This window comes from Flavobacterium galactosidilyticum (genome assembly GCF_020911945.1).
Lineage (GTDB): Bacteria > Bacteroidota > Bacteroidia > Flavobacteriales > Flavobacteriaceae > Flavobacterium > Flavobacterium galactosidilyticum.
This window is the reverse complement of record NZ_CP087135.1, coordinates 3165770-3192500: the sequence shown is the minus strand read 5'-3', so window position 1 is coordinate 3192500 and position 26731 is coordinate 3165770. Positions and strand designations below refer to the sequence as shown.

The 26731-nt window shown below is 33.8% G+C and carries 19 protein-coding genes and 1 pseudogene (1 of these 20 only partly in view); 4 read left to right on the top strand and 16 right to left on the bottom strand.

What is annotated here, in order from left to right:
* A protein-coding gene (pafA, locus tag LNP27_RS13730) for an alkaline phosphatase PafA (protein WP_229942212.1) crosses the window boundary here: on the top strand, nt 1-627 show its final stretch. Its footprint begins 990 nt before the window's first position; 627 of the gene's 1617 nt are visible here — the last part of the coding sequence; its start codon lies off the left edge, out of view; its stop codon occupies nt 625-627.
* A gap of 54 nt (nt 628-681) precedes the next feature.
* Here pafA and LNP27_RS13725 read toward each other — a convergent pair whose 3' ends face one another.
* From LNP27_RS13725 to gltB, 6 genes and pseudogenes are all read right to left on the bottom strand, one after another.
* The gene (locus LNP27_RS13725) at nt 682-1557 is read right to left on the bottom strand and encodes an IS3 family transposase (protein ID WP_229942211.1); all 876 of its coding nucleotides are present in this window, start codon (nt 1555-1557) and stop codon (nt 682-684) included.
* A gap of 281 nt (nt 1558-1838) precedes the next feature.
* Nucleotides 1839-2000: pseudogene (locus tag LNP27_RS15350) on the bottom strand (helix-turn-helix domain-containing protein); the annotation flags it as partial.
* A gap of 105 nt (nt 2001-2105) precedes the next feature.
* Nucleotides 2106-3521, bottom strand: a complete 1416-nt coding sequence (locus tag LNP27_RS13715) for an alkaline phosphatase (protein ID WP_229942209.1) — start codon at nt 3519-3521, stop codon at nt 2106-2108.
* Between the two features lie 150 nt (nt 3522-3671).
* Nucleotides 3672-4892: a diaminopimelate decarboxylase gene (gene lysA, locus LNP27_RS13710; protein WP_229942208.1), complete on the bottom strand. Its 1221-nt coding sequence runs from the start codon at nt 4890-4892 to the stop codon at nt 3672-3674.
* 168 nt (nt 4893-5060) lie between these two features.
* Nucleotides 5061-6515, bottom strand: coding sequence for a glutamate synthase subunit beta (locus LNP27_RS13705; RefSeq protein ID WP_229942207.1), 1455 nt, complete (start codon nt 6513-6515; stop codon nt 5061-5063).
* A gap of 2 nt (nt 6516-6517) precedes the next feature.
* Entirely contained in the window at nt 6518-11035 is a 4518-nt protein-coding gene (gene gltB, locus LNP27_RS13700) for a glutamate synthase large subunit (RefSeq protein WP_229942206.1), read from the bottom strand.
* A 428-nt stretch (nt 11036-11463) separates the two neighbouring features.
* Between gltB and sucC the strand changes: the two genes are divergently transcribed.
* Nucleotides 11464-12657, top strand: coding sequence for an ADP-forming succinate--CoA ligase subunit beta (sucC, locus tag LNP27_RS13695; protein WP_229942205.1), 1194 nt, complete (start codon nt 11464-11466; stop codon nt 12655-12657).
* A gap of 100 nt (nt 12658-12757) precedes the next feature.
* Here the strand turns inward: sucC and LNP27_RS13690 are convergent, their stop codons facing one another.
* Nucleotides 12758-13408 carry a hypothetical protein gene (locus tag LNP27_RS13690; protein WP_229942204.1) on the bottom strand — a complete coding sequence of 217 codons (651 nt, stop codon included), beginning with the start codon at nt 13406-13408 and terminating at the stop codon, nt 12758-12760.
* A gap of 271 nt (nt 13409-13679) precedes the next feature.
* On the opposite strand from LNP27_RS13690, the gene LNP27_RS13685 reads away from it, so the two are divergent.
* Nucleotides 13680-15245 (top strand): protein adenylyltransferase SelO, encoded by a 1566-nt coding sequence (locus tag LNP27_RS13685; protein ID WP_229942203.1) that lies wholly within the window; start codon nt 13680-13682, stop codon nt 15243-15245.
* 8 nt (nt 15246-15253) lie between these two features.
* Here the strand turns inward: LNP27_RS13685 and LNP27_RS13680 are convergent, their stop codons facing one another.
* From LNP27_RS13680 to LNP27_RS13655, 6 genes are all read right to left on the bottom strand, one after another.
* Nucleotides 15254-15775, bottom strand: coding sequence for a hypothetical protein (locus LNP27_RS13680; RefSeq protein WP_229942202.1), 522 nt, complete (start codon nt 15773-15775; stop codon nt 15254-15256).
* Nucleotides 15776-15805: 30 nt separating this feature from the next.
* Complete coding sequence (locus LNP27_RS13675) at nt 15806-16498, bottom strand: endonuclease/exonuclease/phosphatase family protein (protein ID WP_229942201.1); 693 nt, start codon at nt 16496-16498, stop codon at nt 15806-15808.
* A gap of 70 nt (nt 16499-16568) precedes the next feature.
* Nucleotides 16569-17225: an oxidoreductase gene (locus LNP27_RS13670; RefSeq protein WP_229942200.1), complete on the bottom strand. Its 657-nt coding sequence runs from the start codon at nt 17223-17225 to the stop codon at nt 16569-16571.
* 2 nt (nt 17226-17227) lie between these two features.
* Complete coding sequence (locus LNP27_RS13665) at nt 17228-17695, bottom strand: DUF1456 family protein (RefSeq protein WP_229944074.1); 468 nt, start codon at nt 17693-17695, stop codon at nt 17228-17230.
* Nucleotides 17696-17751: 56 nt separating this feature from the next.
* Nucleotides 17752-18783 carry an aminotransferase class I/II-fold pyridoxal phosphate-dependent enzyme gene (locus tag LNP27_RS13660; RefSeq protein ID WP_229942199.1) on the bottom strand — a complete coding sequence of 344 codons (1032 nt, stop codon included), beginning with the start codon at nt 18781-18783 and terminating at the stop codon, nt 17752-17754.
* A 7-nt stretch (nt 18784-18790) separates the two neighbouring features.
* Complete coding sequence (locus tag LNP27_RS13655; RefSeq protein WP_229942198.1) at nt 18791-19801, bottom strand: dipeptide epimerase; 1011 nt, start codon at nt 19799-19801, stop codon at nt 18791-18793.
* Nucleotides 19802-19964: 163 nt separating this feature from the next.
* On the opposite strand from LNP27_RS13655, the gene LNP27_RS13650 reads away from it, so the two are divergent.
* Nucleotides 19965-20366: an excinuclease ABC subunit B gene (locus LNP27_RS13650; protein WP_229942197.1), complete on the top strand. Its 402-nt coding sequence runs from the start codon at nt 19965-19967 to the stop codon at nt 20364-20366.
* Here LNP27_RS13650 and uvrB read toward each other — a convergent pair.
* The 3 genes from uvrB to rlmF form a co-directional block, all read right to left on the bottom strand.
* Entirely contained in the window at nt 20363-22354 is a 1992-nt protein-coding gene (uvrB, locus tag LNP27_RS13645; RefSeq protein WP_229942196.1) for an excinuclease ABC subunit UvrB, read from the bottom strand. The two genes, LNP27_RS13650 and uvrB, sit on opposite strands and share 4 nt — an antisense overlap.
* Before the next feature lie 124 nt (nt 22355-22478).
* Entirely contained in the window at nt 22479-25514 is a 3036-nt protein-coding gene (locus LNP27_RS13640; protein WP_229942195.1) for a TonB-dependent receptor, read from the bottom strand.
* Between the two features lie 215 nt (nt 25515-25729).
* A complete protein-coding gene (rlmF, locus tag LNP27_RS13635) occupies nt 25730-26716 on the bottom strand; it encodes a 23S rRNA (adenine(1618)-N(6))-methyltransferase RlmF (protein WP_229942194.1) in 987 nt (328 codons plus the stop codon).
* Nucleotides 26717-26731: the final 15 nt, after the last annotated feature.

The following is a 26731-nucleotide window of genomic DNA, read 5'->3' as shown; positions in this document are numbered from 1 at the left end:
ACAGTGGGAAAGGATAATTATCTACTTTTTCTGACGGCAGATCACGCTGGAGCTGAAAATCCAAATTATTTGAAGGATAATAAATACAATGTAAAAAATATTCCTTCAAAAGATATCGTTACAGGATTAAAAAAATATTCTAATGAAACTTTTGGTGCTGATTTAATATTGGATTATTCGAATTTTAATCTGTTTTTCAATAAAGAAATTATAAAAAAGAAAGGTTTAGAATTAACAAAGGTGAAACAAAGCTTCAAAGAATTTTTGATGGCGCAAGAACAAGTAAAAAGAGTATATACTGAAGAGGAAATTTTAGCATCTTCTGGTGATGATTATTTTTTAAGCTTTATTTCTAAGGGGTATGATCCTAAACAGAATGGTGAGATTGTTGTTTTGGATAAAACGGGTTATATGCAATACCAAGCCACAGGGACTACACATGGTTCGCCTAATAGTTATGATACACATGTGCCTTTGATTTTTTATGGATGGCAAGTGCCAAAGGGAGAATTACACTCTAAAAAATATATTACACAAATTGCACCAACACTTTCACAGATGTTGAAGATCCCTTTTACCAATGGAACAGAAGCAGAAGTATTGGAAACGCTTTTAGAAAAGCATTAAATTATTATATATTTTTTGCTGTGTAATGTCTAGTCCTGAAAAAGTGATACAGGATTAATAAAAAATAAAAGTACAATTTTTAAACAGTAGTAAGCTTCGGTTTACTACTGTTTTTTTTTTATAAGTTCTCATTTTAATTTTGTTTTGGGTATGCATCTGATTTGGCGTTAGCATATAATTAGAATAATGAGGTCTGATTTCATTATAGATATTAATAGCTTCCTTTACAACTTTTTGCATAATTTCTGCTTTTTGTTTGTATTTATCAATGCTAAATTCTTGTTTTAAAATACCATTAATCCTTTCTGCAACTGCATTTTGATAAGGGTCAGAATTTTGAGTCATACTACATACAATCTTATTTTTATTAAGTTGTTTTTGGTATTGATTAGCACAATATTGTAAACCTCTATCAGAGTGATGTATTAACTGCAAAGTTTTATTATTTCTGTGCTTAAGAGCCATTTTTAAAGCTTTCAAACTACTTTCTGTGTTCATATTATCAGCAACATAAAACCCCATAATCTTTTTAGAATAAGCATCTGTGACTAAACTTAAATAACATGGATTTTCTCTTTTCCCGATATAGGTTATATCAGACACCCAAACTTGTTCAGGTCTGTTAATTTCTAAATCTAAAATCTGATTTTGATGTTTTCTAAATCGATGATGGGAGTTAGTTGTTAGGTGATAACTTCGTTTAGGCTGTATCAATAAATGATTAGCTCTGAGTATATCAAAGAATTTATCTCTTCCTATTTTCATTAATTGAAGTTTATCCAGCAGAAGATAATATAGTTTTCTAGTACCTAGTCTAGGCATTGTTTTTCTGATATCATTTACCATCAAAATTACTTCTTGGGCTTTGTTCTGTTTGGATGCTCTTCTTTTAATTTTTCGATAATAAACCTGTCTGTCTATCCCGAACAAATAACAGGTAAACGCTACTGTTTTTTGTTCTTTTGTTTTGAAGTAGTCGATTGTTCGGGTACAGAGTTTTTTCGTATATCGATATGATATTCTTTCTCTGCTAAATCTATCATCATATCAAATAGTATCGCTTTTTTGTCTGCAACATAAGCTTGTCGTTCTAGAAATGCCTTTTGCTTTTCTAATAACTTGACTTGAGCTTCAAGTTCCATGATTTTTTGTTCTGATGTCTTTGGCATATTCAAACGAGATTGGTTTTCCCAATCAAAGTTACCAAATTTTCGCAACCATTCTATAACAGTCTTTCTACATTGAATGCCATATTTCTTTGTGGCTTCGGTTGCTGTGAGATGTCCTTGTTCTATTTCTTGAACAATTTGTAATTTAAAAGACATTGAATAGTCTTTTTGAGTACGCTTTGCATAATTGAAAGTTTCTTCCATAACGATGTTTTTTGTGTATCGCTATTTCAGGACGGGACATAATTTTAAAAAAAAAACTCCTGTCTTTGAATAAGATAGGAGTTTTTTTAGTTTTTAATTTAGACACTAAAATTTATTTTCTACTTCAGCAGCTTCTAACATTAAATAATGTAAGTCCGTATTTTTAATGAAAGGTTTCAATAAGTCACTTCCAGGGCCATACATCGCTAGTTCACTATAATCAGCAGAATGATCCATACTAATCCAGCCGACTGAATTGTATTTCTTTTGAATGTCAGCTAGTAATTTGAAAGGCAAATGTCTTGGATTATAAAGACCCTCTTCTAATTTAATATTCGAATAAAAATTTAAAATTTCCTTAGCTTCATCCTGTTTTAGAATTGTTTTATTAGCGTATTCGATTCTGTCAATTAACTGTGAAACTGTAGTTTCTTGGCCAATTCCGTTTAAGATCCATTCATTAGTTTGTTTGTAATTTTGAATACTATCAAAATTAGCATCTGCATCTCTACCGTAGATAATTCCCGGATTGGCATTTCCATGGTCAGTAGTAATAATTACAAGAGTATTTTTATCTTTTTCGGCAAAATCAATAGCAAGTTTTACAACTTCATCGTGTGCTACTTGATCGTAAAGTAAACCTGTAATATCGTTTCCATGTGCCGCCCAATCCACTTTTCCAGCTTCTACTTGAAGTACAAAACCATTGGGATGATTTTTCATTTTATCAATAGCACGTTGTGCCATTTCTGCTAATGTAGGAATAGTTCCGGTTAATTCTTTACTACTTTCTCTATCTTTAGAATAGGGTAATCCATCGTTATAAAATACGCCAAGAATAGGCTTGCTATTACCGCAAGCAAACATTTCACTTTTGTTTTTTACTACAGAAAATCCATTGTTAGAAAACTCTTGATACAGATCCCGTTTATCTTTGCGGCTTTCAGAAGAAAAATAGTTATTTCCACCACCCATCATAATATCAAATTTCAGGTCAAGATACATTTCGGCTATACTATCCTGACTATTTCTGCTTTTTGAAGCAACACAAAATCCAGCAGGTGTGGCATGAGTAATAGGAACTGTAGTCACACAACCCGCCATTTTTCCTGCTTTTTTAAATTTCTGCCAAATTGGAAGGTACTCTTCTCCGTTTACACCAACATTTAAAGAACCATTTTTTACACGAAAACCACTTCCCCAAGAAGAACTTGCTGCTGCAGAATCAGTAACGATTGATGATGCCGAAGCCATATCCATCAAACCTCGAGTTACTTTATTGTCTTTATATAATTGAATCCAGTTACTGCCTTTTCCAGTTTTTCTATTGAGGTAGATATCAGCCATGTTTAGTGTACCGATGCTCATTCCATCGCTAACAATCACAATGATATTTTTTGCTTTTGTATTCTTTTTTAAAGTGTCAAAATCAAGTTCTTTTGCATTTCCTTCGAAAGGATTTAATATGGTCGCTCCAATAGCAAATAAAGAACCGTTTTTGAAAAATTTCCGTCTATCCATTGTTTTTGATTTTTTTTGTAAGAAATTCAAATGTAAATAAACTACTTCATTTAGTATGTTAAGAACTGATTATTTTTTGGCTAAATATGTTTTTCGATTGATTTTTTTGATAAAAAAATCCCATTCGGACTAACGAATGGGATTGTTATTTTAGACTGTTGCCGTAGTTACGGGAAGTGAAATTTGATTTTTAAGTAAATCCTCAAAAGTTTCATGAGCTCGAATTAGGTGCCCTTCGCCATTCATCCATAAAACTTCAGCTGGCTTGTAACGTGAATTATAATTTGAAGCCATAGAAAAACAATATGCTCCGGCATTTCTAAAACTCAAAATATCACCTTCTTTAATTTCTGAAATTCTTCTATTATTTGCAAACGTATCTGTCTCGCAAATGTATCCTACTACAGAGTAAAAACGTTCTTTCCCTTTTGGGTGTGAAATGTTTTCAATATGATGTTGCGAACCGTAAAACATTGGCCTGATTAAATGATTGAATCCGCTATCGATACCAGCAAAAACAGTAGAGGTCGTTTGTTTTACCACATTAACTTTAGCTAAAAAGTAACCAGCTTCACTTACCAAGAATTTTCCTGGTTCAAATATTAGGGTTAATTCTTTACCGTATTCAACACAAAAAGCATTGAATCTTTTAGATAGTTTTTTACCTAGTTCTTCTATATCAGTTTCTATATCGTCTTTTTTGTAAGGAACTTTAAATCCGCTTCCAAAGTCCAAGAATTCAAGGTTTTTAAAGCTTTTAGCTGCATCAAATAATATTTCAGCTGCATATAAGAATACTTCAATATCAAGAATATCTGAACCAGTATGCATGTGTATTCCTACTATATTCATTTTTGTATTTTCTACAATGCGAACTAGATGTGGTAATTGATGAACTGAAATACCAAATTTACTATCGATGTGTCCAACAGATATATTTGCATTTCCTCCTGCCATAACGTGAGGATTTATTCGGATGCAAACAGGAACGTGTGGATATTTAGTTCCAAATTGCTCTAGAATAGATAAGTTATCAATATTGATTTGAACTCCCATAGCATTCACTTCTTCGATTTCTTCTAGTGAAACGCCATTAGGAGTATAGAAAATTCGATCTGGTTCATAACCTGCATGAAGTCCTAACATTACTTCCTGAATAGATACAGTATCAAGACCTGAACCCATTTCTTGCAATAATTGCAGAATTGCTACATTTGATAGTGCCTTCATCGCATAATTAATTCGTAGCTTATTTACCTTCGAGAAAGCTTTTGATAGTCTATTATATTGAGATTGAATTTTTGCAGCATCATATACGTATAATGGACTGCCATACTGTTCTGCTAATTGAAGTAAGTCTTTTGATTGCATGATTATTAATTTTTGGCAAATTTATTATTCTTTCTTTAGTTGTACAAGTTAATAAATTTATTATAACGAAATATAACAAAAAGTTTTAAATTAAACATTTATTTAAAAATAGCAAAAAAAAGACCCTTGATTGAAATTGAATCAAGGGTCTTTTAATTTTATATGCAGCTATAAACTAGGTAAATCGCCTTGTCCTTTTGTTGGTAAATTGGTATAACCCATTAAAAAGTTATCAACTTCTCTTGCCGCTTCACGTCCTTCTGAAATAGCCCAAACAATCAGTGATTGTCCTCTTCTCATATCGCCAGCCGTAAAGATATGTGGAACATTTGTTTGATAATTAGTTGCTTTATAATTACTTCTAAAATCAACTTCCAAGCCTAATTGATCACTTAAATTTTTTTCAGGACCTGTAAATCCTAATGCTAATAACGCTAAATCACAAGGCCAAATTTTCTCTGATCCTTCTTTCTCAATTAATTCGGGTCTTTGACCATTTGTCATTTTCCACGCTACTTCGACTGTTTTTAAACCAACTAATTCTCCTTTTTCATTCGAAATGAATTCTTTAGTATTAATTAACCAATTTCTATTGCAACCTTCTTCATGGGAAGAAGAAGTTTTTAATTGCAAAGGCCAAAATGGCCAAGGTGTAGATTCACTTCTGCCAACTGGAGGTTTAGGTAAAATTTCAAAGTTAGTTACTGATTTAGCACCATGTCTATTTGAAGTTCCCACGCAGTCAGAGCCTGTATCGCCACCACCAATCACAATAACGTTTTTGCCAGTTGCCAGAACTTGATTTTCAATTTTTTCTCCATACAGAGATTTGGTCTGTTGGGTCAAGAAATCCATGGCTTGTACAACGCCTTTGCTTTCAATTCCTTTTGTTGGTAAGCTTCTTCTTTCGGTTGCTCCACCGCATAGTACAATTGAATCAAATGAATTTAGTTCTTCAATACTGTAATTTATACCAACATTTATATTGGTTTTAAACACAATTCCTTCCGCTTTTAAAATCGCTACACGTCTGTCAATAATTCCTTTTTCTAGCTTGAAATTTGGAATTCCGTAACGTAATAAACCACCTATTGCATTGTCTCTTTCGAAAACAGTAACACTGTGACCAGCTCGGTTTAGTTGTTGCGCAGCTGCTAATCCTGCAGGACCAGAACCTACAACTGCTACTTTTTTTCCTGTTCTTACTGCGGGAGTTTGCGGTTTAATCCATCCTTCAGCAAAACCGCGTTCAATGATATTTTTTTCTATGTTTTCAATAGCTACAGGTTCATTTATAATTCCTAAAACGCATGATTTTTCACATGGAGCAGGGCATAGGCGACCTGTAAATTCTGGAAAATTATTGGTCGATTGCAAAATTTCTAATGCGCTTTGCCATTCTTCCTGATGTACCATATCATTAAAATCAGGAATCAGATTTCCCAATGGACAAGCACTGTGACAAAAGGGAATGCCGCAATCCATGCATCTGGATCCTTGCTCTTTCATCTTATCTTTTTCCAATGGAATCGTAAATTCCTTGTAATTTGACACTCGTTCTTCGACAACTATATTACTTTCGTCCGTTCTATTATATTCTCTAAATCCTCCTATCTTTCCCATAATTATAGTGCTAGTAGTTCTTCAATCTGTTTTTCTTCCGCCAATCTTTGCAATGCTTTTTTGTAATCTGTTGGCATTACTTTTACGAAATTGTTCTGTTGCTTGTCCCAATCTTCTAAAATTCTCTTTGCTAATGGACTACTAGTATATAGAGAATGATTTTTTATTAAACGTCTTAAGTATGTAGTGTCGTGCTCTTCTAGAGGTTCGAACGCTACCACCTCCATATTGCAAACAGTGGCGTCAAACTTTTTATTTGGATCATAAACATATGCAATACCACCGCTCATTCCTGCTGCGAAATTTCGTCCTGTTTTACCTAAAACGACTACTGTTCCTCCAGTCATATATTCGCATCCATGATCTCCAATTCCTTCAACAATAGCTGTTGCTCCCGAATTTCTAACACAAAAACGTTCTCCGGCCATTCCGTTTATATACGCTTCTCCAGTAATAGCTCCGTAAAGCGCAACGTTTCCTATTATGATATTTTCTTCTGGTTTGAAAGTAGCGGTAGGAGGAACCTTGATAATTAATTTAGCTCCAGAAAGTCCTTTTCCTAAATAGTCATTACAATTTCCGTGAATTTTGAAAGAGAGACCGTTTGTTGCAAAAGCACCAAAACTTTGTCCAGCTGATCCTTCAAAATCAACTAATATGGTATCGTCTGGTAATCCTTTTGCACCGTATATTTTTGAAATTTCGTTACTTAAAATGGCTCCAACAGAACGGTCTGTATTTTTTATTTTAAAAGTAACTCTTGTTTTTTCTTTTCGATAAATTGAAGGTATCGCCGCTTTTATGATATCAAAATCCAATACATGTTCTAATGCGTGATCTTGCGCAGTGGTATTGTGATTTGGAACTGTTTTTCCTTTTTCTGGCTTGTATAAAATAGCTGATAAGTCCAGTCCACTCGCTTTATAATGTGTAATTGCTTTGTTAACATTCAATTTCTGCGATTGTCCCACCATTTCTTTCAGTGTTCTAAATCCTAGTTGAGCCATTATTTCGCGTAGCTCTTCGGCAATAAAATACATGAAATTAATGATATGCTCAGGAGTACCTTTGAAATTTTTTCTCAATTCTGGATCTTGCGTTGCAATCCCAACCGGACAAGTATTTAAGTGACAAGCTCTCATCATAATACAACCAGAAGCGACTAAAGGCGCTGTGGCAAAACCAAATTCTTCTGCGCCAAGTAAAGCCGCAATAGCCACATCACGTCCTGTTTTTAACTGGCCGTCACACTCTAAAACTACACGGCTTCTTAAATCATTTAATAGTAAGGTTTGTTGCGCTTCGGCTAAACCAAGTTCCCACGGAATTCCTGTATGTTGCAATGATGTTAATGGTGCAGCGCCAGTTCCTCCGTCATATCCTGAAATCAAAATCACATCGGCTTTTGCTTTGGCAACACCAGCAGCGATTGTTCCAACACCAACTTCTGAAACTAATTTCACATTAATACGCGCTTCTCTATTGGCATTTTTTAAATCAAAAATCAACTGTGATAAATCTTCGATTGAATAAATATCGTGGTGCGGAGGTGGAGAAATTAATCCCACATAAGGAGTGGAATTTCTTGTTGCTGCAATCCAAGGGACTACTTTTTCTCCTGGTAATTGACCACCTTCTCCAGGTTTTGCACCCTGAGCCATTTTTATTTGAATCTCTTTGGCATTAGTCAAATAATTTATTGAAACTCCAAATCTTCCCGAAGCTACTTGCTTAATAGCGCTATTTTTAGAATCACCGTTTTCCTCTTTTTGAAAGCGTCTTTGATCTTCTCCGCCTTCTCCTGAATTACTTTTACCGCCAATTCTGTTCATGGCTATTGCCAAATTTTCGTGCGCTTCCTGACTAATAGACCCGTAAGACATAGCGCCAGTTTTGAATTTTTTTACAATTTCTGTCCAAGGTTCTACTTCGTCAATAGAAATTGGATCTAAATTATTAAATTCGAATAAACCTCTAATTGTCATTAAATTTTCGCTTTGATCATTGACCATAGTAGCATATTCTTTATAACTTTCTGGGCTATTTAATCGTACAGCTTGTTGTAGTTTAGAAATAGTTGTTGGGTTAAACATGTGTTTTTCCCCATTACGTCTCCATCTGTAAATTCCTCCAATTTCCAACGGTAGTAAATTCGCTACTTCAGAATTTGGAAATGCTTTCTGATATCTTTTTTTGATTTCTTTTTCAATTTCCATTAAACCAATTCCTTCAATTCTTGATGGAGTGTAAGGAAAATATTTAGAAGAAAATGTTTTATTTAATCCTAAAATTTCAAAAATCTGTGCCGCTCTGTATGAATGTAAGGTAGAGATCCCAATTTTATTCATGATTTTCAGAACTCCTTTTGCAATTGCTTTATTGTAGTTTTTAATAGCGTAATCAGTTTTTATGCCTGTAATAAAACCTTGGTTTATCTGGTTATGAATAATTTCATTCACCATATAAGGATTAATGGCACTAGCTCCATAACCAAATAGTAAGGCAAAATGATGTGGTTCACGAGGTTCTGCGGATTCAATTATGATTCCGAATTTAGAACGAGATTTAAGGACATTAAGAGAATGGTGAATATAAGAACAAGCAAGTAACATGGGTATTGGTGCCATTTTTTCGCTAACTCCTCTATCTGAAATTATTACAATATTACATCCTTCTGAAACTGCTTTAAATGTAGCTTGCACAGCGCGTTCTAAAGCGCGTTCTAAGCCGTTCACGCCTTTTTCTATATCGTATAAAGTAGAAATGGTTACTGATTTGAAATCAACGTGGTCGATATTTCTTAACTTATCTAAATCCTCGTTTGAAATAACTGGATTTTGGATTTTTAATTTTTTACATTGTTTGGCATCAATATCAAAAAGATTAAAATCACCTCCAATCGCTAAACTGATATCTGTAATAATTTCTTCGCGAATTCCATCTAAAGGTGGATTAGTAACTTGAGCGAATAATTGTTTGAAATAATTATATAAAAGTTGTGGCTGATCTGATAAAACGGCTAATGGAGTATCGTTCCCCATCGAGCTCAAGGCTTCTGCACCTTGTGCTCCCATCGGATTTATAATTGTTTTTAAATCTTCGATAGTGTAACCAAATAAACGTTGTCTTGTTTCAAAATCGACAATTTCTGTTGGGATTGCATTATTAGTATAAGGGACATTAGCTAAATGCAATAAATTCTCATCCAGCCATTTTTTATAAGGTCTTTTGGTTGCAATGGCATTTTTAATTTCGTCATCTTCTATTATTCGGCCTTCATTCATGTCTACTAAGAACATTTTCCCTGGCTCTAAACGACCATGCTGAATTACATCTTCTGGTTTAATATCTAGAACACCAATTTCTGAAGACATAATAACAAAACCACTTTTCGTTAATGTATATCGAGAAGGACGCAATCCATTTCTGTCCAATAATGCACCAATTACATTACCATCAGTAAATGGAATAGAAGCGGGGCCATCCCAAGGCTCCATAATACAAGCATTGTATTCATAAAATGCTTTTTTTTCATCAGACATTGTTTGATGTTTTTCCCAAGCCTCTGGCACAACCATCATCATGGCTTCTGGTAAGGAGCGACCAGTCATCAATAATAATTCGACTACCATATCCATAGACGCTGAATCTGATTTTCCTTCTAATATGATTGGGAATAATTTTTTTAGATCCTCTCCAAAAACTTCACTCTGCATTAGTTCTTCGCGAGCGCGCATTCGGCTAATATTTCCGCGAAGTGTATTTATTTCACCATTATGACACATGTATCTAAACGGTTGGGCTAATTCCCAAGAAGGAAATGTATTGGTAGAAAAGCGTTGATGAACAAGCGCTAGTCTAGTAACTAAATCAGTATCTGATAAATCAGTATAATATCTACTGATATCCTCGGGCATCAACAATCCTTTATATATAATGGTCGTTGTAGAAAAACTAGAAAAATAGAACATGTGACTTTCTGAAGTTCTTGAATTTCGAATGGCATGTTCTGCAATTTTTCTAGCAGCGAACATTTTAGCATTGAATTGTTGCTCAGTCAGCTCTAAGCCATTTTTGCCTACAAAGACTTGTTTTACAGTAGGTTCTTTTTCGGCTGCAATTTGCCCTAAATTAGAAGGAGCTACCGGTACATCTCTCCATCCTAAGATTTCTAGATTTTGGTTTTTTATAGCAGTTTCAAAAGTAGTTTTACAAAAAGCAACTTGGTTAATGCTTTTAGGCATAAAAACCATTCCTACGGCATATTGTCTAACTTCTGGAAGTTCAAAGTCACATACTTTCTTAAAAAAATCATGAGGAATGTCAAAAAGTATACCTGCACCATCGCCGGTTCTCCCATCGGCGCTAACCGCTCCCCGATGCTCTAGTTTTATTAAAATATCGAGTGCTTTGTGTATAATATCATTTGACTTAATTCCATTTAAATTACAAATGAATCCCGCTCCGCAATTATCATGTTCAAATTCCGGTAAATAAAGGCCTTGTGCTTTAACTATCATCGTGAATGTATTTTTTATACAAAAATAAAGGTTTTGCTGAATTTAATTTATCATTTAGTCGATTAAAATCGCATTTTTATAATAGTATTAGAAAATCACACCTGAAATGATAATTAAATAATTTTGATACTTTGTAATTGACAAATCAATAATTTTTCTTTTTTTCGATATAAGAAATAGTATCAATCCTTTTACTGATGTGGCTTCAGCTATTATAACTCAATCGTTATAGTTAGTTTTTGTAATGCTGATAAAATTGACAATTTGCTTTCGATTTACAGTATAAAGTATAAAATCGATCCTAATTGTCTCAATGAACATTATTAAAATTTTTTAAGTGTAAAACATTTCTCTATTCAGATGAATTTTGCTATTTTTGTCGCACTTTTAAACTGAAATAAATTCAGAAGCCAGACAAATTCTATATTATGAACATACACGAATATCAAGGAAAAGAGATTTTAGCAAGTTACGGAGTTCGCATTCAACGCGGAATCGTTGCAAATAACCCAGTAGAAGCCGTTGCTGCTGCAAAACAATTAACTATCGAAACAGGTACAAGTTGGTATGTTGTAAAAGCCCAAGTTCATGCAGGTGGACGTGGAAAAGGTGGTGGAGTTAAACTTGCCAAAAACTTACAACAAGTAGAAGAAATTTCAGAGCAAATTATCGGAATGCAATTGATTACGCCTCAAACATCTGCTGAAGGTAAAAGAGTGCATAAAGTTTTAATCGCTGAGGATGTTTACTATCCAGGTGAAAGTGAAACTTCTGAGTTTTATGTTTCTGTACTGTTAAACAGAGCTACAGGACGTAATATGATTATGTATTCTACTGAAGGTGGAATGGATATTGAAGAAGTAGCAGAACACACACCACACTTAATCTTTACTGAAGAAGTTGACCCTGCGGTAGGATTACAAGGTTTTCAAGCAAGAAGAATTGCTTTTAACTTAGGTCTTTCTGGAAATGCTTTCAAAGAAATGGTGAAATTCATCGACTCTTTATACAATGCGTATATTGGATCTGATGCTTCGATGTTTGAAATCAACCCGGTTTTAAAAACATCTGATAATAAAATTATGGCTGTAGATGCTAAAGTAAATATCGATGATAATGCTTTATACAGACAAAAGAAATATGCTGATATGCGTGACATTCGTGAGGAGAACCCAATCGAAGTTGAAGCTAAAGAAGTAGGTTTAAACTATGTTGATCTTGATGGTACAGTAGGATGTATGGTGAACGGAGCTGGTTTAGCGATGGCAACTATGGATTTAATCAAGTATGCTGGTTTTGAACCTGCAAACTTCCTTGATGTAGGTGGAACTGCTGATGCAAAACGTGTTGAAACTGCTTTCCGTATTATTTTAAAAGATCAAAACGTAAAAGCAATCTTAATCAATATTTTTGGTGGAATCGTTCGTTGTGACCGTGTGGCACAAGGAGTTGTTGATGCATACAAAAATATGGGAGATGCTATAAAAGTGCCAATCATTGTACGTTTACAAGGTACTAATGCAGCTATTGCTAAAGAATTAATTGATAATTCAGGAATGCCAATTTTATCTGCTGTTGAATTTCAAGAAGCTGCAGACCAAGTAAAAGCTGCTCTTTCTTAATTATAAATTGTTATATATTAAAAAATCCTGAGTGAAAGCTCAGGATTTTTTTTGGATTTATAGTATTAAAATTTAATAACTGATTTTAGAGCAGATTCAATTAAAATAGAAACCATGGATAGGGTTCGTTAATAAAGTTTAATGCTCTTGGTAAATCATCACCTGGAATCATATTGAATTCGGCTTGTAACGAAGGGTTAGAAGGGTATTTTTTACCATTAAATTGCACCAACCTATTTTTACCAGCACTATAAATAATTAGGTCTTTCCAACCACTGGATTTATGAGTGTTAATTATAACCGGACTATCCGCAACGGTAAATTTTGAAATTACATTACCTTGGTTGTCTAATATATATTGTGTACAACCGCCTGAGCCGCAGAAATAAGATCCGGTTAGTCCAACCAGAATTTCTTTTTTTCCGTCATCATTCAAATCATATTCAAAGAAAATAAATTTTCTACTGGTTTCATTAATCCATTTTTTTTCTAAATCTTCCTTAAAAAGCTTTTGTAATGTGGAACGAACCAAATTTGCAGTTTTTAAACTAGAAGAATTAATTCCGTATTGAGTGGCTGGTATAGTATCATTTGGATCAGGATCAATTGCTGTAGTTTTTTTATCTGTTTTTACTGAATCAGTAATTACAGTTACGCTGTCTGTTTTAATTTTATTTTCCGTTACTTCTTTTTTGCAAGAAAGCGTTCCTACTAGTGCGACTACCGAAAGATATAAAAAAGCTTTTTTCATAAATAAGTGATTTTGAAATGAAATGTTTTTTTGTAAAAAAAAATGTTATGTTGGCAAATGTAAAAGATTAAAAGTAAATATTTTAATACTTAACAGTTTATTTTTTTGGTGTATTATTCTTATAAAACTATTGAAAATCGTTGTGTTTACTTCCAAGATCTTTATAAATAAATCGGCTTTGGTTATAGAATAAAGTTATCATAAGAATTCAAATATGTCTAATGTATCCAATACCTTTGTATGGTACTGATCTTAATTATTCTGCTATCAAATGAAACTTCATATAAAAAATAATTTTACTACAGAATTACCTGCTGACTCTAGCGAGATAAATATTCCAAGACAAGTCGAGCAAGCTTGTTATTCCTTTGTTTTACCCAAAAAGCCCTCAAATCCGTCACTAATTCATGCTTCAGAGGAAGTGGCTAGTTCTTTAGGATTATCCCAAGAAGATATATTTTCAACTGAATTTTTAAATATTTTTTCAGGAAATACAATTTACTCAGGCACGAAACCGTATGCTTTGGGTTATGCTGGACATCAATTCGGGAATTGGGCTGGACAATTGGGTGATGGACGTGCGATCAATCTTACCGAAGTTTTTCATGAAAATAAGTCATACACTTTGCAACTAAAAGGAGCAGGGCCTACGCCATATTCCAGAACAGCAGATGGTTTTGCCGTTTTGCGTTCTTCTATTCGTGAGTATTTGTGCGCCGAAGCGATGCATTATTTAGGCGTTCCTACCACACGTTCGCTTTCGTTGATGCTTTCTGGTGACCAAGTCCTTCGTGATGTATTGTATAATGGAAATCCTGCCTACGAAAAAGGCGCTATCGTTTGTAGAGTGGCTCCTTCTTTTATTCGTTTTGGTAGTTTTGAATTATTTGCTTCTAGAGAAGATCTTGTAAATCTCAGATTATTGGCAGATTTTACTATCAAGCATCATTTTCATCATATTAAAGTGGAAGGAGTCGAAAAATATTTGGCCTTTTTCCAAGAAGTTACCCAAAATACGCTCAAGATGATAGTCGAATGGCAACGTGTTGGTTTCGTCCATGGCGTTATGAATACGGATAATATGTCCATTCATGGCATAACGATAGATTACGGACCTTACGGTTGGCTAGAAGATTATAATTCTAATTGGACGCCAAATACTACGGATAACCAACATAAAAGATACCGTTTTGGGAACCAACCTGAAATTGCGCTTTGGAATTTATACCAATTAGCGAACGCTTTGTATCCACTCATCAATGATGCTAAACCACTTGAAGCTATTTTAAATGCTTATGCTTCTGATTATGAAAAGGAATACTTAAATATGATGCAAAATAAGCTTGGCTTACAAGACAAACTTGATGATGATCTGTTTTTAGTGAACCGTTTGACTGAATTGCTTGAAAAAGAAGAAATAGATATGACTATTTTCTTTAGAAATTTGAGCAACGTGAATAAAGAAAATTCAGTTTCTGAATCTTTTGATACAATAAGAGATGCTTTTTATAACGAAAAAGATTTGAATGAAACAATCTTAAAAGATTGGTACGATTGGTTTGAAATTTATAATTTTAGAATCAACGAGCAAACACAATCCGACTTAGACAGAAAAGATAAAATGAATGCTGTAAATCCTAAATATGTATTGCGGAATTATATGACGCAATTGTGTATTGATGATGCTGATAAAGGAGATTATTCGTTGCTAAATGAACTATTCGAAATGCTTAAAAAACCGTATGATGAGCAACTTGATTTCCAAAAGTGGTTTGCTAAAAGACCTGATTGGGCTAGAGATAAAGTTGGGTGCTCGATGTTGAGTTGTAGTTCTTAAATTACATTCTATTTAACCCCAATTGCTTCGTGACCTCTTAAAATAATGTTGTTTTTTGCATCTAAATTTTCTTTTGTTTTCCCTAAGATATTGATGATATCAAATTTAGTATTGCTTTCTCTTAAATTGTAAAAATCGTTTGAATTTGTAACTTCAACTTTTAAAATATAATTGCGATCTAATAAGATAGCCTTTAGGTCTTCTTTGATAAAATCGCCATTTATCATATAGACCACGTCACTTTTTTTAATAGAAGTAAAATCATTTTTGATTTGTTCTAAATTTAAAAAATCAAATTTATCTCGATTTTTAGTAGTGACGTAAAGTACCCCAGAAAAGTGCTTGTTATTAATTATGGTATCGTTCTTTTTGACATTTACGGAGTCTATTTCATCAGGACTTATGTAGCTTATTGTTTTCTGCGAAACTAATTTATAATCAAGTAGATAAGCCGCTTCGTTGCTTTTATTAGCCTGTCCGAAAAATAATGATGTTATCGATAAAATTACGCTGGTTAGGAATGGTTTCATTTTTTAAATTATTTTGTTTCTATTTACAAATTATAGTTCAATTAATATAGGCATATGATCACTCCATTCTGACCATTTATTCTTTTCTCCAATTTCAAATTTTTTTGCGCTTTCGAAAAGTTTTTTATCTGCAAATACATAATCAATATGATATGGTTTTAAACTGTTTTTCTGCAAATAAAAAGTTGGAGTTTTTTCTTCGCCTTGTTCTTCGTTAAAATATTCGTGGTATAAACTTCTAATTCCTAGCTCTTCTAATTCCCTTACTACATCGGTGTGATTCCACCATCTATCCCACTTATCCCAAATTTTATTACTATTGAAGTCACCAACAATTAAAGTTTTTTGCATTAATGATTTATTGATTTGTAAGTATTTCCAAAACTGTCCTATATAGCCAAAAGTAGGTGAGTTTGCATGATGATTCCATAATCCTATTATATTAAAATCTTCATTAATAGTCGCAGAAATAAAATACTTAAGTTCATTTGTTTCCCAATTATTATTTGAAAGTTTTAAAGAGTCTTTGCAGAATATTCCAAGTCCTTTGTTTTTATTTTCTCCAATCCAGATAAAGTTAGTTGCCCATTCCTTATACAATTTATCATTTGATCTTTCAGGATTTTCACATTCTTGAATTACAATAATATCAGCATCGAATTGTTGAAGCAAACTAAATTTCTTTCTAAATGCACCGTTGCAATTCCAGTTTACTATTCTCATATTATTTTTTACTCTTTTCAAATATAACAAAAAAAATCCTGCTCGCTAGGAACAGGATTTTGATTTTCAGTTATTCTCCAATTTCTTGAATCAGATCTGATTCGTATATTTTGAAACCTTTGTTGTTATTTTGAGCAATTTTTAAAAGAGCTTTAGCTACTGTTGTACTTTCAATAGGTTTGTATTTTTTTAAATTCCCAAAGAATAAAAAAGGAAGCATTTTCATGAAAAAACCACCTACTTTTTCTCCGAATCTGAATTCAGTTCGATCTCCTAATAGCAATGAAGGTTGCAATACAGACACACTTTCGAAATTACAATCTTTAAGTAAATCTTGAATTTCTCCTTTGGTTTTCAAATAGAAGTTTCCGGATTTTGCATCAGCACCAAGAGATGAAATAATCAAATAGTGTTTCACTTTATTTAGTAACGCAAATCTGGCAAACTGTTTTGGGTATTCAAAATCAACTTTTCTAAAAGCCTGTTGGCTTCCTGCATTTTTGATAGTGGTACCAATAGTACAAAAGAAATCATCACCAAAAACTAATTCCTTGTAGGTTTCCGGCTTGTCAAAATCAATGATGTGTTGCCTTAATTTTGGATGCGTTATTCCTGTATCTCTTTTTACGAAAGTGACTACTTTATCGTACTGGGAGCTTTCTAAAAGTAAATTCAATAGATGTGAACCTATTAAACCAGTACTACCAATTACCAATGCCGTTTTCACGCTTATGATTTTTTATTCTTACCGAAGTTAAATTTCACTTTCTCTACAACTTGAGGTTTTGAATTCCCTTTTGGGTATTGCTTTTTAGAAGTGTTTTTTGTCGCAGGTCTTGATTTTGAAGGCGCTTCATCTCCTCTTGACTTTTCTTCGTCTCTTGGTTTTGCCTTAAATTCAGGTCTGTCTTTTGATCCTTCTTTTGCAGGGATTTGTGCTTTATGTTTGGCTAAAACATCGTTTGGATTTTTCGGGTTTTCTTTTGTTCCACGTAAATGAATTACTAATGCATTTAGGAAATTACGCAACACTTGGTCACCACATTCCATATAGTTTTCATGTTTTTCATCACGGAAAAAAGCACCTAATTCTGATTTAGTGATTCTAAAATCTACCAGTTCTAATATTTCAACTATTTGATCGTCACGAAGCATTAAAGCTACACGAAGTTTTTTAAAGATATCGTTGTTTGTCATCATTTTAATTTTTTACAAATGTACGGTTAAAATGCAATTGCACCACTACATTAGATTCACATTTGATTTTGGTTCAAAATAGTAATTATGCGATCTAAATCTTCTTTTTTGTGATTGGCAGTGATTACAATTCGATTCAAATCCTTTGTGTCTGTTGGGTATTTGAAATTAGTAGCTATAATTTTATTGGCAAGCAGAATTTCCTTGATTGCGTCAATTTCAGGATAAATTAATGGGTAATTAATATTAAAATGAATTGCTTTATTTTTGATTAAATAGGTGTCAATATACTTTAAGTTAGTTGTTAATTTTTGATGCTGTTGCAAATAAATTGCTGCTGCATCAGCCATAGTTTGCACAAATGCCGCATTCATGCCTGCGCTAGAAATAAAAGTATCTAAGTTTTTCATTTCATTTATAAAATCTTTGTCGCCTGCAATAACACCGCCTGTTAGTCCAAAGGCTTTTCCTAATGAAGCTATCATAATTTTGCTTTTAATAGTAGGAAGCGAAATATCCGAATAAATTCCGCAACCATTTTTCCCTAGAATTCCTAGTGAGTGCGATTCATCCACTAGCAAAGTAATTTCTTTATTTGCAGGAATGGAATTTAAAATGGAAAGATCTATTGCTTGGGTACGAAAAGACGGAACAGTATCTGTTAGAATCGTGATTTTTTCAGACACAGAATCTAGCAAACGAGGATTTAATTTATTTCCGACAAAAAAAGGTAGGCTAGAAGGTACTTTAAGTGCCGCATGTGTATCAGGAAAATGAAAAAAGCAATCCGTTTGACGAGCTAAAACTTCAAGCGCTAATTTTCCAGCCAGCATTCCTGAGGAAACTGTAAGTGCAGCTTCTGCTTTAATATAGTTTGCTAAAAATTTTTCACCATTCTCGTAAGCCGTTAGTTGGATATTAGCACTTCTAGAACTGCCATAAGCGGTTCCCCATTTTAAAATATTTTGGATGACCAATTGCTGAAAGGCTGCATTTGCAGGTAGACCTAAATAAGCCGTTCCACCAAAATATAAAAATTCTTTATTGTCGACTTCAATTATTCGATCCGGAAATTGGTTGACTTTCATTATAATATTAAATTAAAGTCACGCCAGTTCCATTGAGTTCAGAATAGGATATTTTTCCAAAATCTATTGTTACACCAGTTGCAATATCTTCTGCTAAAAGCAGTCCGCCATCCATATCAACATAATCAAGTTGTGGTAATAATTGTGCAATTGCAGATATTCCTACAGTCGATTCGGTCATGCACCCCACCATAGTTTTTAAACCTAACTTCTTGGCTTCTTGAATCATTCTTCGCCCCGGAGTGAGACCGCCACATTTTACTAACTTGACATTTACACCATGAAAATGATTGTGACATTTTGCTACATCTTCTTCAATAATACAGCTTTCATCAGCAATAATAGGTAAAACAGAATGTTTAAAAACTTCCTTATGTCCGTCCCAATTGTCGGCTTTTAAAGGTTGTTCTAAAAATTCTACACCTAATTTTTTTAATATTACAGCGTTCTTTATAGTTTCTTCGACATCCCAACCGCAATTAGCATCAATTCTGAAGATTGCATTAGTATGTTTTCTAAGTTCTGTTACAATGGCAATATCTTCTTTAGTACCTAATTTTATTTTATAAATCGGCCAAGGAAGTTCTTGCATTTTTTCTACCATCTTTTCAATGGAAGCAATACCAATAGTATAATCGGTTAGTGGATTTTTCTCAGTACTATAGTTCCACAAGTCGTATAGTTTTTTTCCTTTTTGGCGTGCATAAAGATCATTGTAAGCCATATCTAATGCGCACAAAGCAAACATATCGTGTTTTAAATGCGGGTGGATTTTTGCCCAAAAATCTTCTGGTGTTTCATTTGTAGTCGCTTCAATAAGGCTACGAATTTTTTCTAAATCCTGCATCATTACTGGAACGGTGGTCTTGTAATAAGGATTAGAAGTAGCTTCGCCAAAACCAGAAAATTCTCCGTTTTGTAATTCTACAATTAATGATGGTTGAAAGTCAATTGACTCTCTTGAAATTGTAAACGTATGTTTTAATTTAAGGTTATATTCTCTAAGGACTAGTTTCATTTAATGCTAAATTTAAAGATTAAAATTAATGAATTATTGTTTAAAATCTCGCTATATTCTATCTTTTTGTTAGATTTATTTTGAATATTCTTAAAAATCAAATTGTGTCAGCTCGTTTTGCGTTCTAGTTTAAAAACGATATTTTAGCTGAAAATATAATTTCATGAATACATTCGAAGAAAAGAGGAGTTTGCTTCTAGAGATGATTGCTTTTTCTACTGTAGATGGACATTTGCACAAGAAAGAATTTGAGTTTCTAGAAATTGTAGCAAAAGAACTGAGTTTTGACAACGAAGTTTTCAAAGATTTTTTTCATCAGGAATTACCGTCGTTACCCATAAAATCAGAATTTCAACGGATACAACAATTTTATCGTTTAGCTTTATTAATGTATTGCGATGGCGTTTTGCATAAAAATGAAGCTACTGCCATAAAACAAATAGCTATGCAAATGGGGCTTAGTCCAGTTGCTACCAACCGTATTTTAAAACTAATGAACGAAGCGCCTAACGCTATGATAGAACCTAAAGTTATATTGAGTATTTTTCAAGAGCAACATAATTAAGTTAACTGTCCTTGCAGTCTTTTAATATCATCACGTAGTTTAGCTGCTTGCAAAAAGTCTAATTCTTTTGCAGCTTTCTCCATTGATTTGCGTTTTTCCCTGATAAGTTTCTCAATTTCTGGCTTAGCCATATAAGTAGTTTCTGGTTCTGCGGCTGCATCTACTGTTAGTCCTAGTTCATAATCTACTAATGGATTTTTAGTAAATGCACTTTCAATTTTCTTATTAAGTGCCATCGGAACTAGATTGTGTTCTGTATTGTAATTTATTTGTTTGGTTCTTCTGTATGTAGTTTCATCAATGGTTTTTTGCATGCTCTTGGTAATTTTATCCGCATACATAATGGCTTTACCATTCAAGTTTCTCGCTGCTCGACCAATAGTTTGTGTTAACGAACGGTGACTTCGCAAAAAACCTTCTTTATCCGCATCTAAAATTGCTACGAGTGATACTTCTGGTAAATCTAATCCTTCACGAAGTAAATTGACACCAATTAATACATCAAAAATTCCTTTACGCAAATCTTGCATAATTTCAATTCGTTCCAATGTATCTACTTCGGAGTGAATATAACGACAACGAATATTTACTTTAGTTAAATATTTAGCTAATTCTTCGGCCATTCTTTTCGTTAGTGTGGTCACTAAAACACGTTCATCAATTTCAGCTCGAACTTGAATCTCTTCTATCAAATCATCAATTTGGTTTAAACTTGGACGGATTTCAATAATTGGGTCTAGTAATCCTGTTGGACGAATTACTTGCTCTACGACAACACCATCCGTTTTTTCTAATTCATAATCAGCTGGAGTTGCTGATACATAAATCACTTGATTTTGCATCGCTTCAAATTCCTCAAATTTCAACGGACGATTGTCCATCGCTGCAGGAAGTCGGAAACCATATTCAACTAAATTCTCTTTTCTACTTCTGTCTCCTCCATACATCGCACTCACTTGTGAAAGCGTTACGTGACTTTCATCGACCACCATTAAGTAATCTTTAGGGAAATAATCTAACAAACAGAAAGGTCTTGTTCCAGGTAAACGACCATCTAGATATCGCGAATAATTTTCAATTCCAGAACAATAACCTAATTCCCGAATCATTTCTAAATCAAAATTGGTTCGCTCTTCTAATCGTTTTGCTTCTAAATGTTTTCCAATTTCTTTGAAATAATCAACTTGTTTAACCAAATCTTGTTGGATTTCCCAAATGGCTCCTTGCAATACGTCAGGTGAAGTCACGAACATATTGGCTGGATAAATAGTAAGCCTTTCAAATTTTTCAAGGACTTTAGAATCTTTAGTATCAAAACTTTCTATTTCTTCAATTTCATCACCAAAAAAGTGGATTCGGTACGCTTCATCAGCATAACTCGGATATACATCTACCGTATCACCTTTTATTCTGAAACTTCCCGGATTAAAATCAGCTTCTGTTCTAGAGTATAAACTCTGTACTAATTGGTGTAATAATTTGGTACGAGAAATCATTTGTCCTTTTTCAATTGGAATTAAATTTTTCTGAAATTCTACAGGATTTCCAATACCGTATAAACACGATACCGATGCGACCACTAAAATATCTCTTCTTCCAGAAAGCAACGAAGCGGTAGTTGACATACGCATTTTTTCCAGTTCTTCATTGATAGATAAATCTTTTTCAATAAAAACTCCTGTTACAGGCATAAAAGCTTCTGGTTGGTAATAATCGTAGTAGGAAACAAAATATTCCACCGCATTATTAGGGAAAAATTGCTTGAATTCCGAGTACAATTGAGCAGCCAATGTTTTGTTGTGTGCCAAAACTAATGTAGGCCTTTGTACTTCCTGAATTACATTAGCAACGGTAAACGTTTTTCCCGAACCGGTAACTCCTAAAAGTGTTTGAAATGGATCACCATCAATAATTCCTTGGGCTAATTTTTCTATGGCTTGCGGTTGGTCGCCTTTAGGCTGATAATCGGATACTACTTGGAAATTCATGTAATTAAGGGGCAAATATTTAGAACAGCAAAGGTACAAAGTTTGAAGTCTTTTTATACTTAAGTTTAAGCCAAAAAAAACCATCACGACCTGCGTGATGGTTTTTATAATAAAATATAAGTTCTTAGAAACTAAAACTTAATCTAGCAAAAAGGAATCGTCCATTCATACCAAATTGAGAAGTATTTCTTGAATACACAAATTGATTAGCATTAGATAAATCAATAGTTGAAGGCGCTGCAGTGTAAGCAACAGCTCCACCAACTAATGTTGGCCTAATTACTGATTGTGTACCTAAGTTTTCATCTGGATAGATATCAAAAATATTATTAGCACCAATTACAATTTTAGCAGCCTGTGTAACTTTGAAACCAACTGATAAATCAGTGATTATTTTTGCTCCCCAAGTTGGGTGTTCTACTTCTACCACTTGACCATTAATAATTGCTCCTTCAACTCTTCCATCTCCATTTACATCAGCTGTGTTAGGATCCGTTACTTTTCCAAAATAAACGTTTCTCAAGAAGAAATCGAATTTTTTATAAGAAAGTGAATTTGTCAAATTTGCTTTTACTCTAGGAATTGCTTCTTGTAAATATACTCTACTAGCTTCCGAATAGTATCTGTTCACTTGACCCGCAGCTTCTAAAATTGGAGAAGCGTGAATATTACCGACTCTATAGGTATTCGAGAATGTTCCCGATAAATCTGATTTTAAAGAAACGTTGTTCCCAAAGCTTGTTTTATGGCTTAGTACAACATCAATACCTTTTGATTCCGTGTCAATAGCATTAGCAAAGAAAGTAGCAGCAGTTGCACCAGCAGTATCAAACAAAGCATTTAAATTTGCATTTGCAGTTCCTGGCGCTGGATTTCCTCCTGGTCTTGAAAATTGATCTGTAAGAACGACTCTATCATCAATTTGTACAATGTAAGCATCGGCAGTTAAAGTAAGATTTGCCGACGGAATTTTGGCAGTAAAACCGATACTTGCACTTTTAGATTCCTCTTGCTTTAATTTTGGAATTCCCAATAATTGTGCAGGTTGTGAGTCGTTGCTAAATGTTCCAACTTCAAACGGTACTCCACCTACGAATTGGGTAGCTGTTGAATTAAAGTAGATTTGGTGCAATGAAGGTGCTCTAAAACCTGTCGAAACCGCTCCACGTAAATTAATATTATCCGTTAATTTATAACGAGTTGCTACTTTAAAGTTAGTTGTATTTCCAAAATCAGAATAGTTTTCAAAACGAAGTGCTCCGTTTAATAACCATTTATCAGTAACATCGTATTCTAAATCGGTATATAAAGCATAACTATTACGACCTTTGTCAACAGCATTTGCTGGTCTAAATCCTGGGAAAACTTGTGCTCCACCTGGTCTTGCTGAGTTATAAAAGTCAGTCACTTTGATATTAGCTGGTGTCGTTCCAGTTACAATACCTCCTGTAATGTCATACAAGTTATATGAATCTGGCACACCTTCATTTATTGTAAAATTTTCATGACGATACTCTGCACCAAATGCAACGTTCAAATTTCCAAATTTACGGTTTACGTCAAAATTAGTTGTGTTTTGGGCGAAAGCCAAACCACCTGAATCAAATTTCGTTGGAGAATTTTCTCTCATTGATGAATTCACCGTATTTTCAATAGAGTAATCTATTGAGTTTTTTCCGAAAGTATTGCTTAAATCAAAGTTCCAGCTTTCAAAAATTAATCCTCTAAGACCAGCAGCAATCGAAACGTCATTAATTGTAGTATGAATTTCAGGTAAAAAACCATTTGGATACAATCCAGAATACCCTCTTGATTGATTCGGTCTTCTGTAGAAACCTGCGGCCTCACCATCTCTATAGCTTGTTCCTCCAAAAGCATACGCTTCAAGTTTATCATTTATAGGATAAGCAGCGTTCAAAAATACTTGAGCACTTTTAAGAGAAGATTGTCCAACTTTCATATTAAAATCTTTTCTTTCTAAACCTCTATACGCTAATTCACCTGCTGTAGCATCAAAGTTTAAAGCAGTTTGCATTTGTGCAATTGTAGTTGCTCCACTGATTGCAGTTTGCTGTGCCGCTGTAAAATAACTTACGGATGGAGAATATGTTTTTATTGCAGTTAATATTTGCGCTGCGTTTGGCGTATTTGTAATGTTACCAAATAAAGCATTGATATTGGTTCCTGCTGCTGCAGCCCTATCTTCTATTGCATTATAGGCATTAAATAAAGTTCCAGTTACATCTTTCGCTCTGCTAGTAGCATCTCTTAATTGGAAACTTGCGGTAGCATTGATGAAACTTTTTTCTTTACCAAGACCTGTTCCGTAGTTTAAATCTAATTGATAATTTCCACCGTCAACTCCACCAGAATGGTCGTTTGCTCCTTTAGAAAAGTTTCCTCCCGAGAAAAGATTTACATCTAATTTGTTGGTGTTTTTCTTTACATTAATGTTAATTACACCAGCAATAGCATCAGATCCATATTGTGCTGAGGCACCATCTCTTAAAACTTCGATTTTTTCGATAGCGAAAGAAGGAATAGCATTCAAATCTGTTCCTACCGATCCTCTACCAGGGGAGCCATTTATATTTACTAAAGAAGAAGTATGTCTTCTTTTTCCGTTTACCAAAACTAAAACTTGATCTGGTCCTAAACCTCTTAATTGCGCTGGGTCAATATGATCCGTTCCATCTGCTACAGTCGTAGAGTTAGACGTAAATGAAGGCGCAACCATGTTCAAAATTTGAGTTAAGTTAATTTGTGGTCCTTGCGATGCGATATCTTTCATTGCAATTACATCAATAGGTACTGCAGATTCTGTCACTGTACGTGTAGGGTTACGAGTTCCCATGACCACTACATCTTGCAAAGTTTCACCACTTCCTGTTAAAGTGACATTTATGATGGCTCCTCGCACAGTAACTGATTTAGTTTCAAGTCCTACATAGGAAAACTGTAAAACATCACCATTATTTGCGCTCATTGTGTACTTACCATCACTATCTGATGTAGTTCCCTTTTTTGTACCTTTAACGATAATGGTTACACCGGGTAAAGTGGCTTTCGATTCATCGGTGACTACACCAGAAATTTTAATTTCCTGCGCGGTCAATACGACCGAGAAAATTAAGGTTAGAATAATTAAAAATCTTTTCATAGTTAGTTATTTATGGTTATGAGTGCTAAAATACTACATAAATAACGTTAAAATTACTTTTTTCTAACTAAACATGTATTAATTGTTGAATTATTCTTTTTTCGTTCCGGTTTTCACGTAATCACAATTTATCATATTGTTTTTCGTGATATGATAAAGAATTTAATATTTAATGTAATGTAAATGAATTTCTTATGACTAAGAGATATTTTTTATTACTCAAATTTCCACGCTTTTTGTTGGGCTGGGCTCATAAATGTCCAAGCGACAATTCGACTGGTCTTTTGGCCTTGAGCCATATCAATTGTTTTAATTTCGACAGCACTTACCTTGTTTAAGGTTTTATAAATGCTCGAAAGGTTTTCTTTTTTGGATACCAAAGTTGTAAACCATAAACATTGCATTGGGTATTTAGCACTTTCGTAAGCCATTTGAGTGATAAATCCTAGTTCACCACCTTCACACCACAATTCAGCATTGTGTCCACCAAAATTTAAAACAGGTTTAGTGGTTTTAGTAATGACGTTTCTCGATTCTAGATTATTTACTTTGCGTAGCGAACTTTTAGTAGCTTCATCTTGAGAAGAATGAAATGGGGGATTGCAAATAGTAAAAGCAAATCGGTCTTCTGGGGTAATTATATTTTTGAATATAAAACGAGATTCGGTTTGCAATTGTAAACTAATAGGATCCATAAGTTTTGGATTACTAGCTATTATTTTTTTACAGTTCTGAAGAGCATTTTCATCAATATCAGTTCCAACAAAACTCCAGCCATAAGCGGAATTTCCAATAATAGGATAAATACAATTTGCTCCTATACCTATATCTAATCCTTGAACGAGCTCGCCTTCAGGGATTATTCCATTATTCGTTGTGGCTAATAAATCAGCAATGTAATGCAGGTAATCAGCTCTTCCGGGAATTGGAGGGCAAAGATAGTTTTGAGGAATATCCCAATCTTGAATGTTGTGATGGTGTATTAGCAACGCCCTATTGAGTTCTTTTACAGCCTCAGGATTACTAAAATCTATGGTTTGCTTCGCCTGTTCGCTATAGCTCGAGTCAATGTCGTGCTGGTTGACTGCAACAAATTGTTGTAGTTCAGGAGAAACATTAATTAATTGTTCAAAATTGTATCCAAATCTATCAAGATTTCGTGGATGTAAATTCGTCTTTTCTGAATTGGTTTTCGCTTTCATTTTCTATATTTCGAT

Coding starts and splice junctions, on each gene's coding strand:
- LNP27_RS13715 (WP_229942209.1), bottom strand. CDS start 3,521: ATGGATAGACGGAAATTTTTCAAAAACGGTTCTTTATTTGCTATTGGA.
- lysA (WP_229942208.1), bottom strand. CDS start 4,892: ATGCAATCAAAAGACTTACTTCAATTAGCAGAACAGTATGGCAGTCCA.
- LNP27_RS13705 (WP_229942207.1), bottom strand. CDS start 6,515: ATGGGAAAGATAGGAGGATTTAGAGAATATAATAGAACGGACGAAAGT.
- gltB (WP_229942206.1), bottom strand. CDS start 11,035: ATGATAGTTAAAGCACAAGGCCTTTATTTACCGGAATTTGAACATGAT.
- sucC (WP_229942205.1), top strand. CDS start 11,464: ATGAACATACACGAATATCAAGGAAAAGAGATTTTAGCAAGTTACGGA.
- LNP27_RS13690 (WP_229942204.1), bottom strand. CDS start 13,408: ATGAAAAAAGCTTTTTTATATCTTTCGGTAGTCGCACTAGTAGGAACG.
- LNP27_RS13685 (WP_229942203.1), top strand. CDS start 13,680: ATGAAACTTCATATAAAAAATAATTTTACTACAGAATTACCTGCTGAC.
- LNP27_RS13680 (WP_229942202.1), bottom strand. CDS start 15,775: ATGAAACCATTCCTAACCAGCGTAATTTTATCGATAACATCATTATTT.
- LNP27_RS13675 (WP_229942201.1), bottom strand. CDS start 16,498: ATGAGAATAGTAAACTGGAATTGCAACGGTGCATTTAGAAAGAAATTT.
- LNP27_RS13665 (WP_229944074.1), bottom strand. CDS start 17,695: ATGACAAACAACGATATCTTTAAAAAACTTCGTGTAGCTTTAATGCTT.
- LNP27_RS13660 (WP_229942199.1), bottom strand. CDS start 18,783: ATGAAAGTCAACCAATTTCCGGATCGAATAATTGAAGTCGACAATAAA.
- LNP27_RS13655 (WP_229942198.1), bottom strand. CDS start 19,801: ATGAAACTAGTCCTTAGAGAATATAACCTTAAATTAAAACATACGTTT.
- LNP27_RS13650 (WP_229942197.1), top strand. CDS start 19,965: ATGAATACATTCGAAGAAAAGAGGAGTTTGCTTCTAGAGATGATTGCT.
- uvrB (WP_229942196.1), bottom strand. CDS start 22,354: ATGAATTTCCAAGTAGTATCCGATTATCAGCCTAAAGGCGACCAACCG.
- LNP27_RS13640 (WP_229942195.1), bottom strand. CDS start 25,514: ATGAAAAGATTTTTAATTATTCTAACCTTAATTTTCTCGGTCGTATTG.
- rlmF (WP_229942194.1), bottom strand. CDS start 26,716: ATGAAAGCGAAAACCAATTCAGAAAAGACGAATTTACATCCACGAAAT.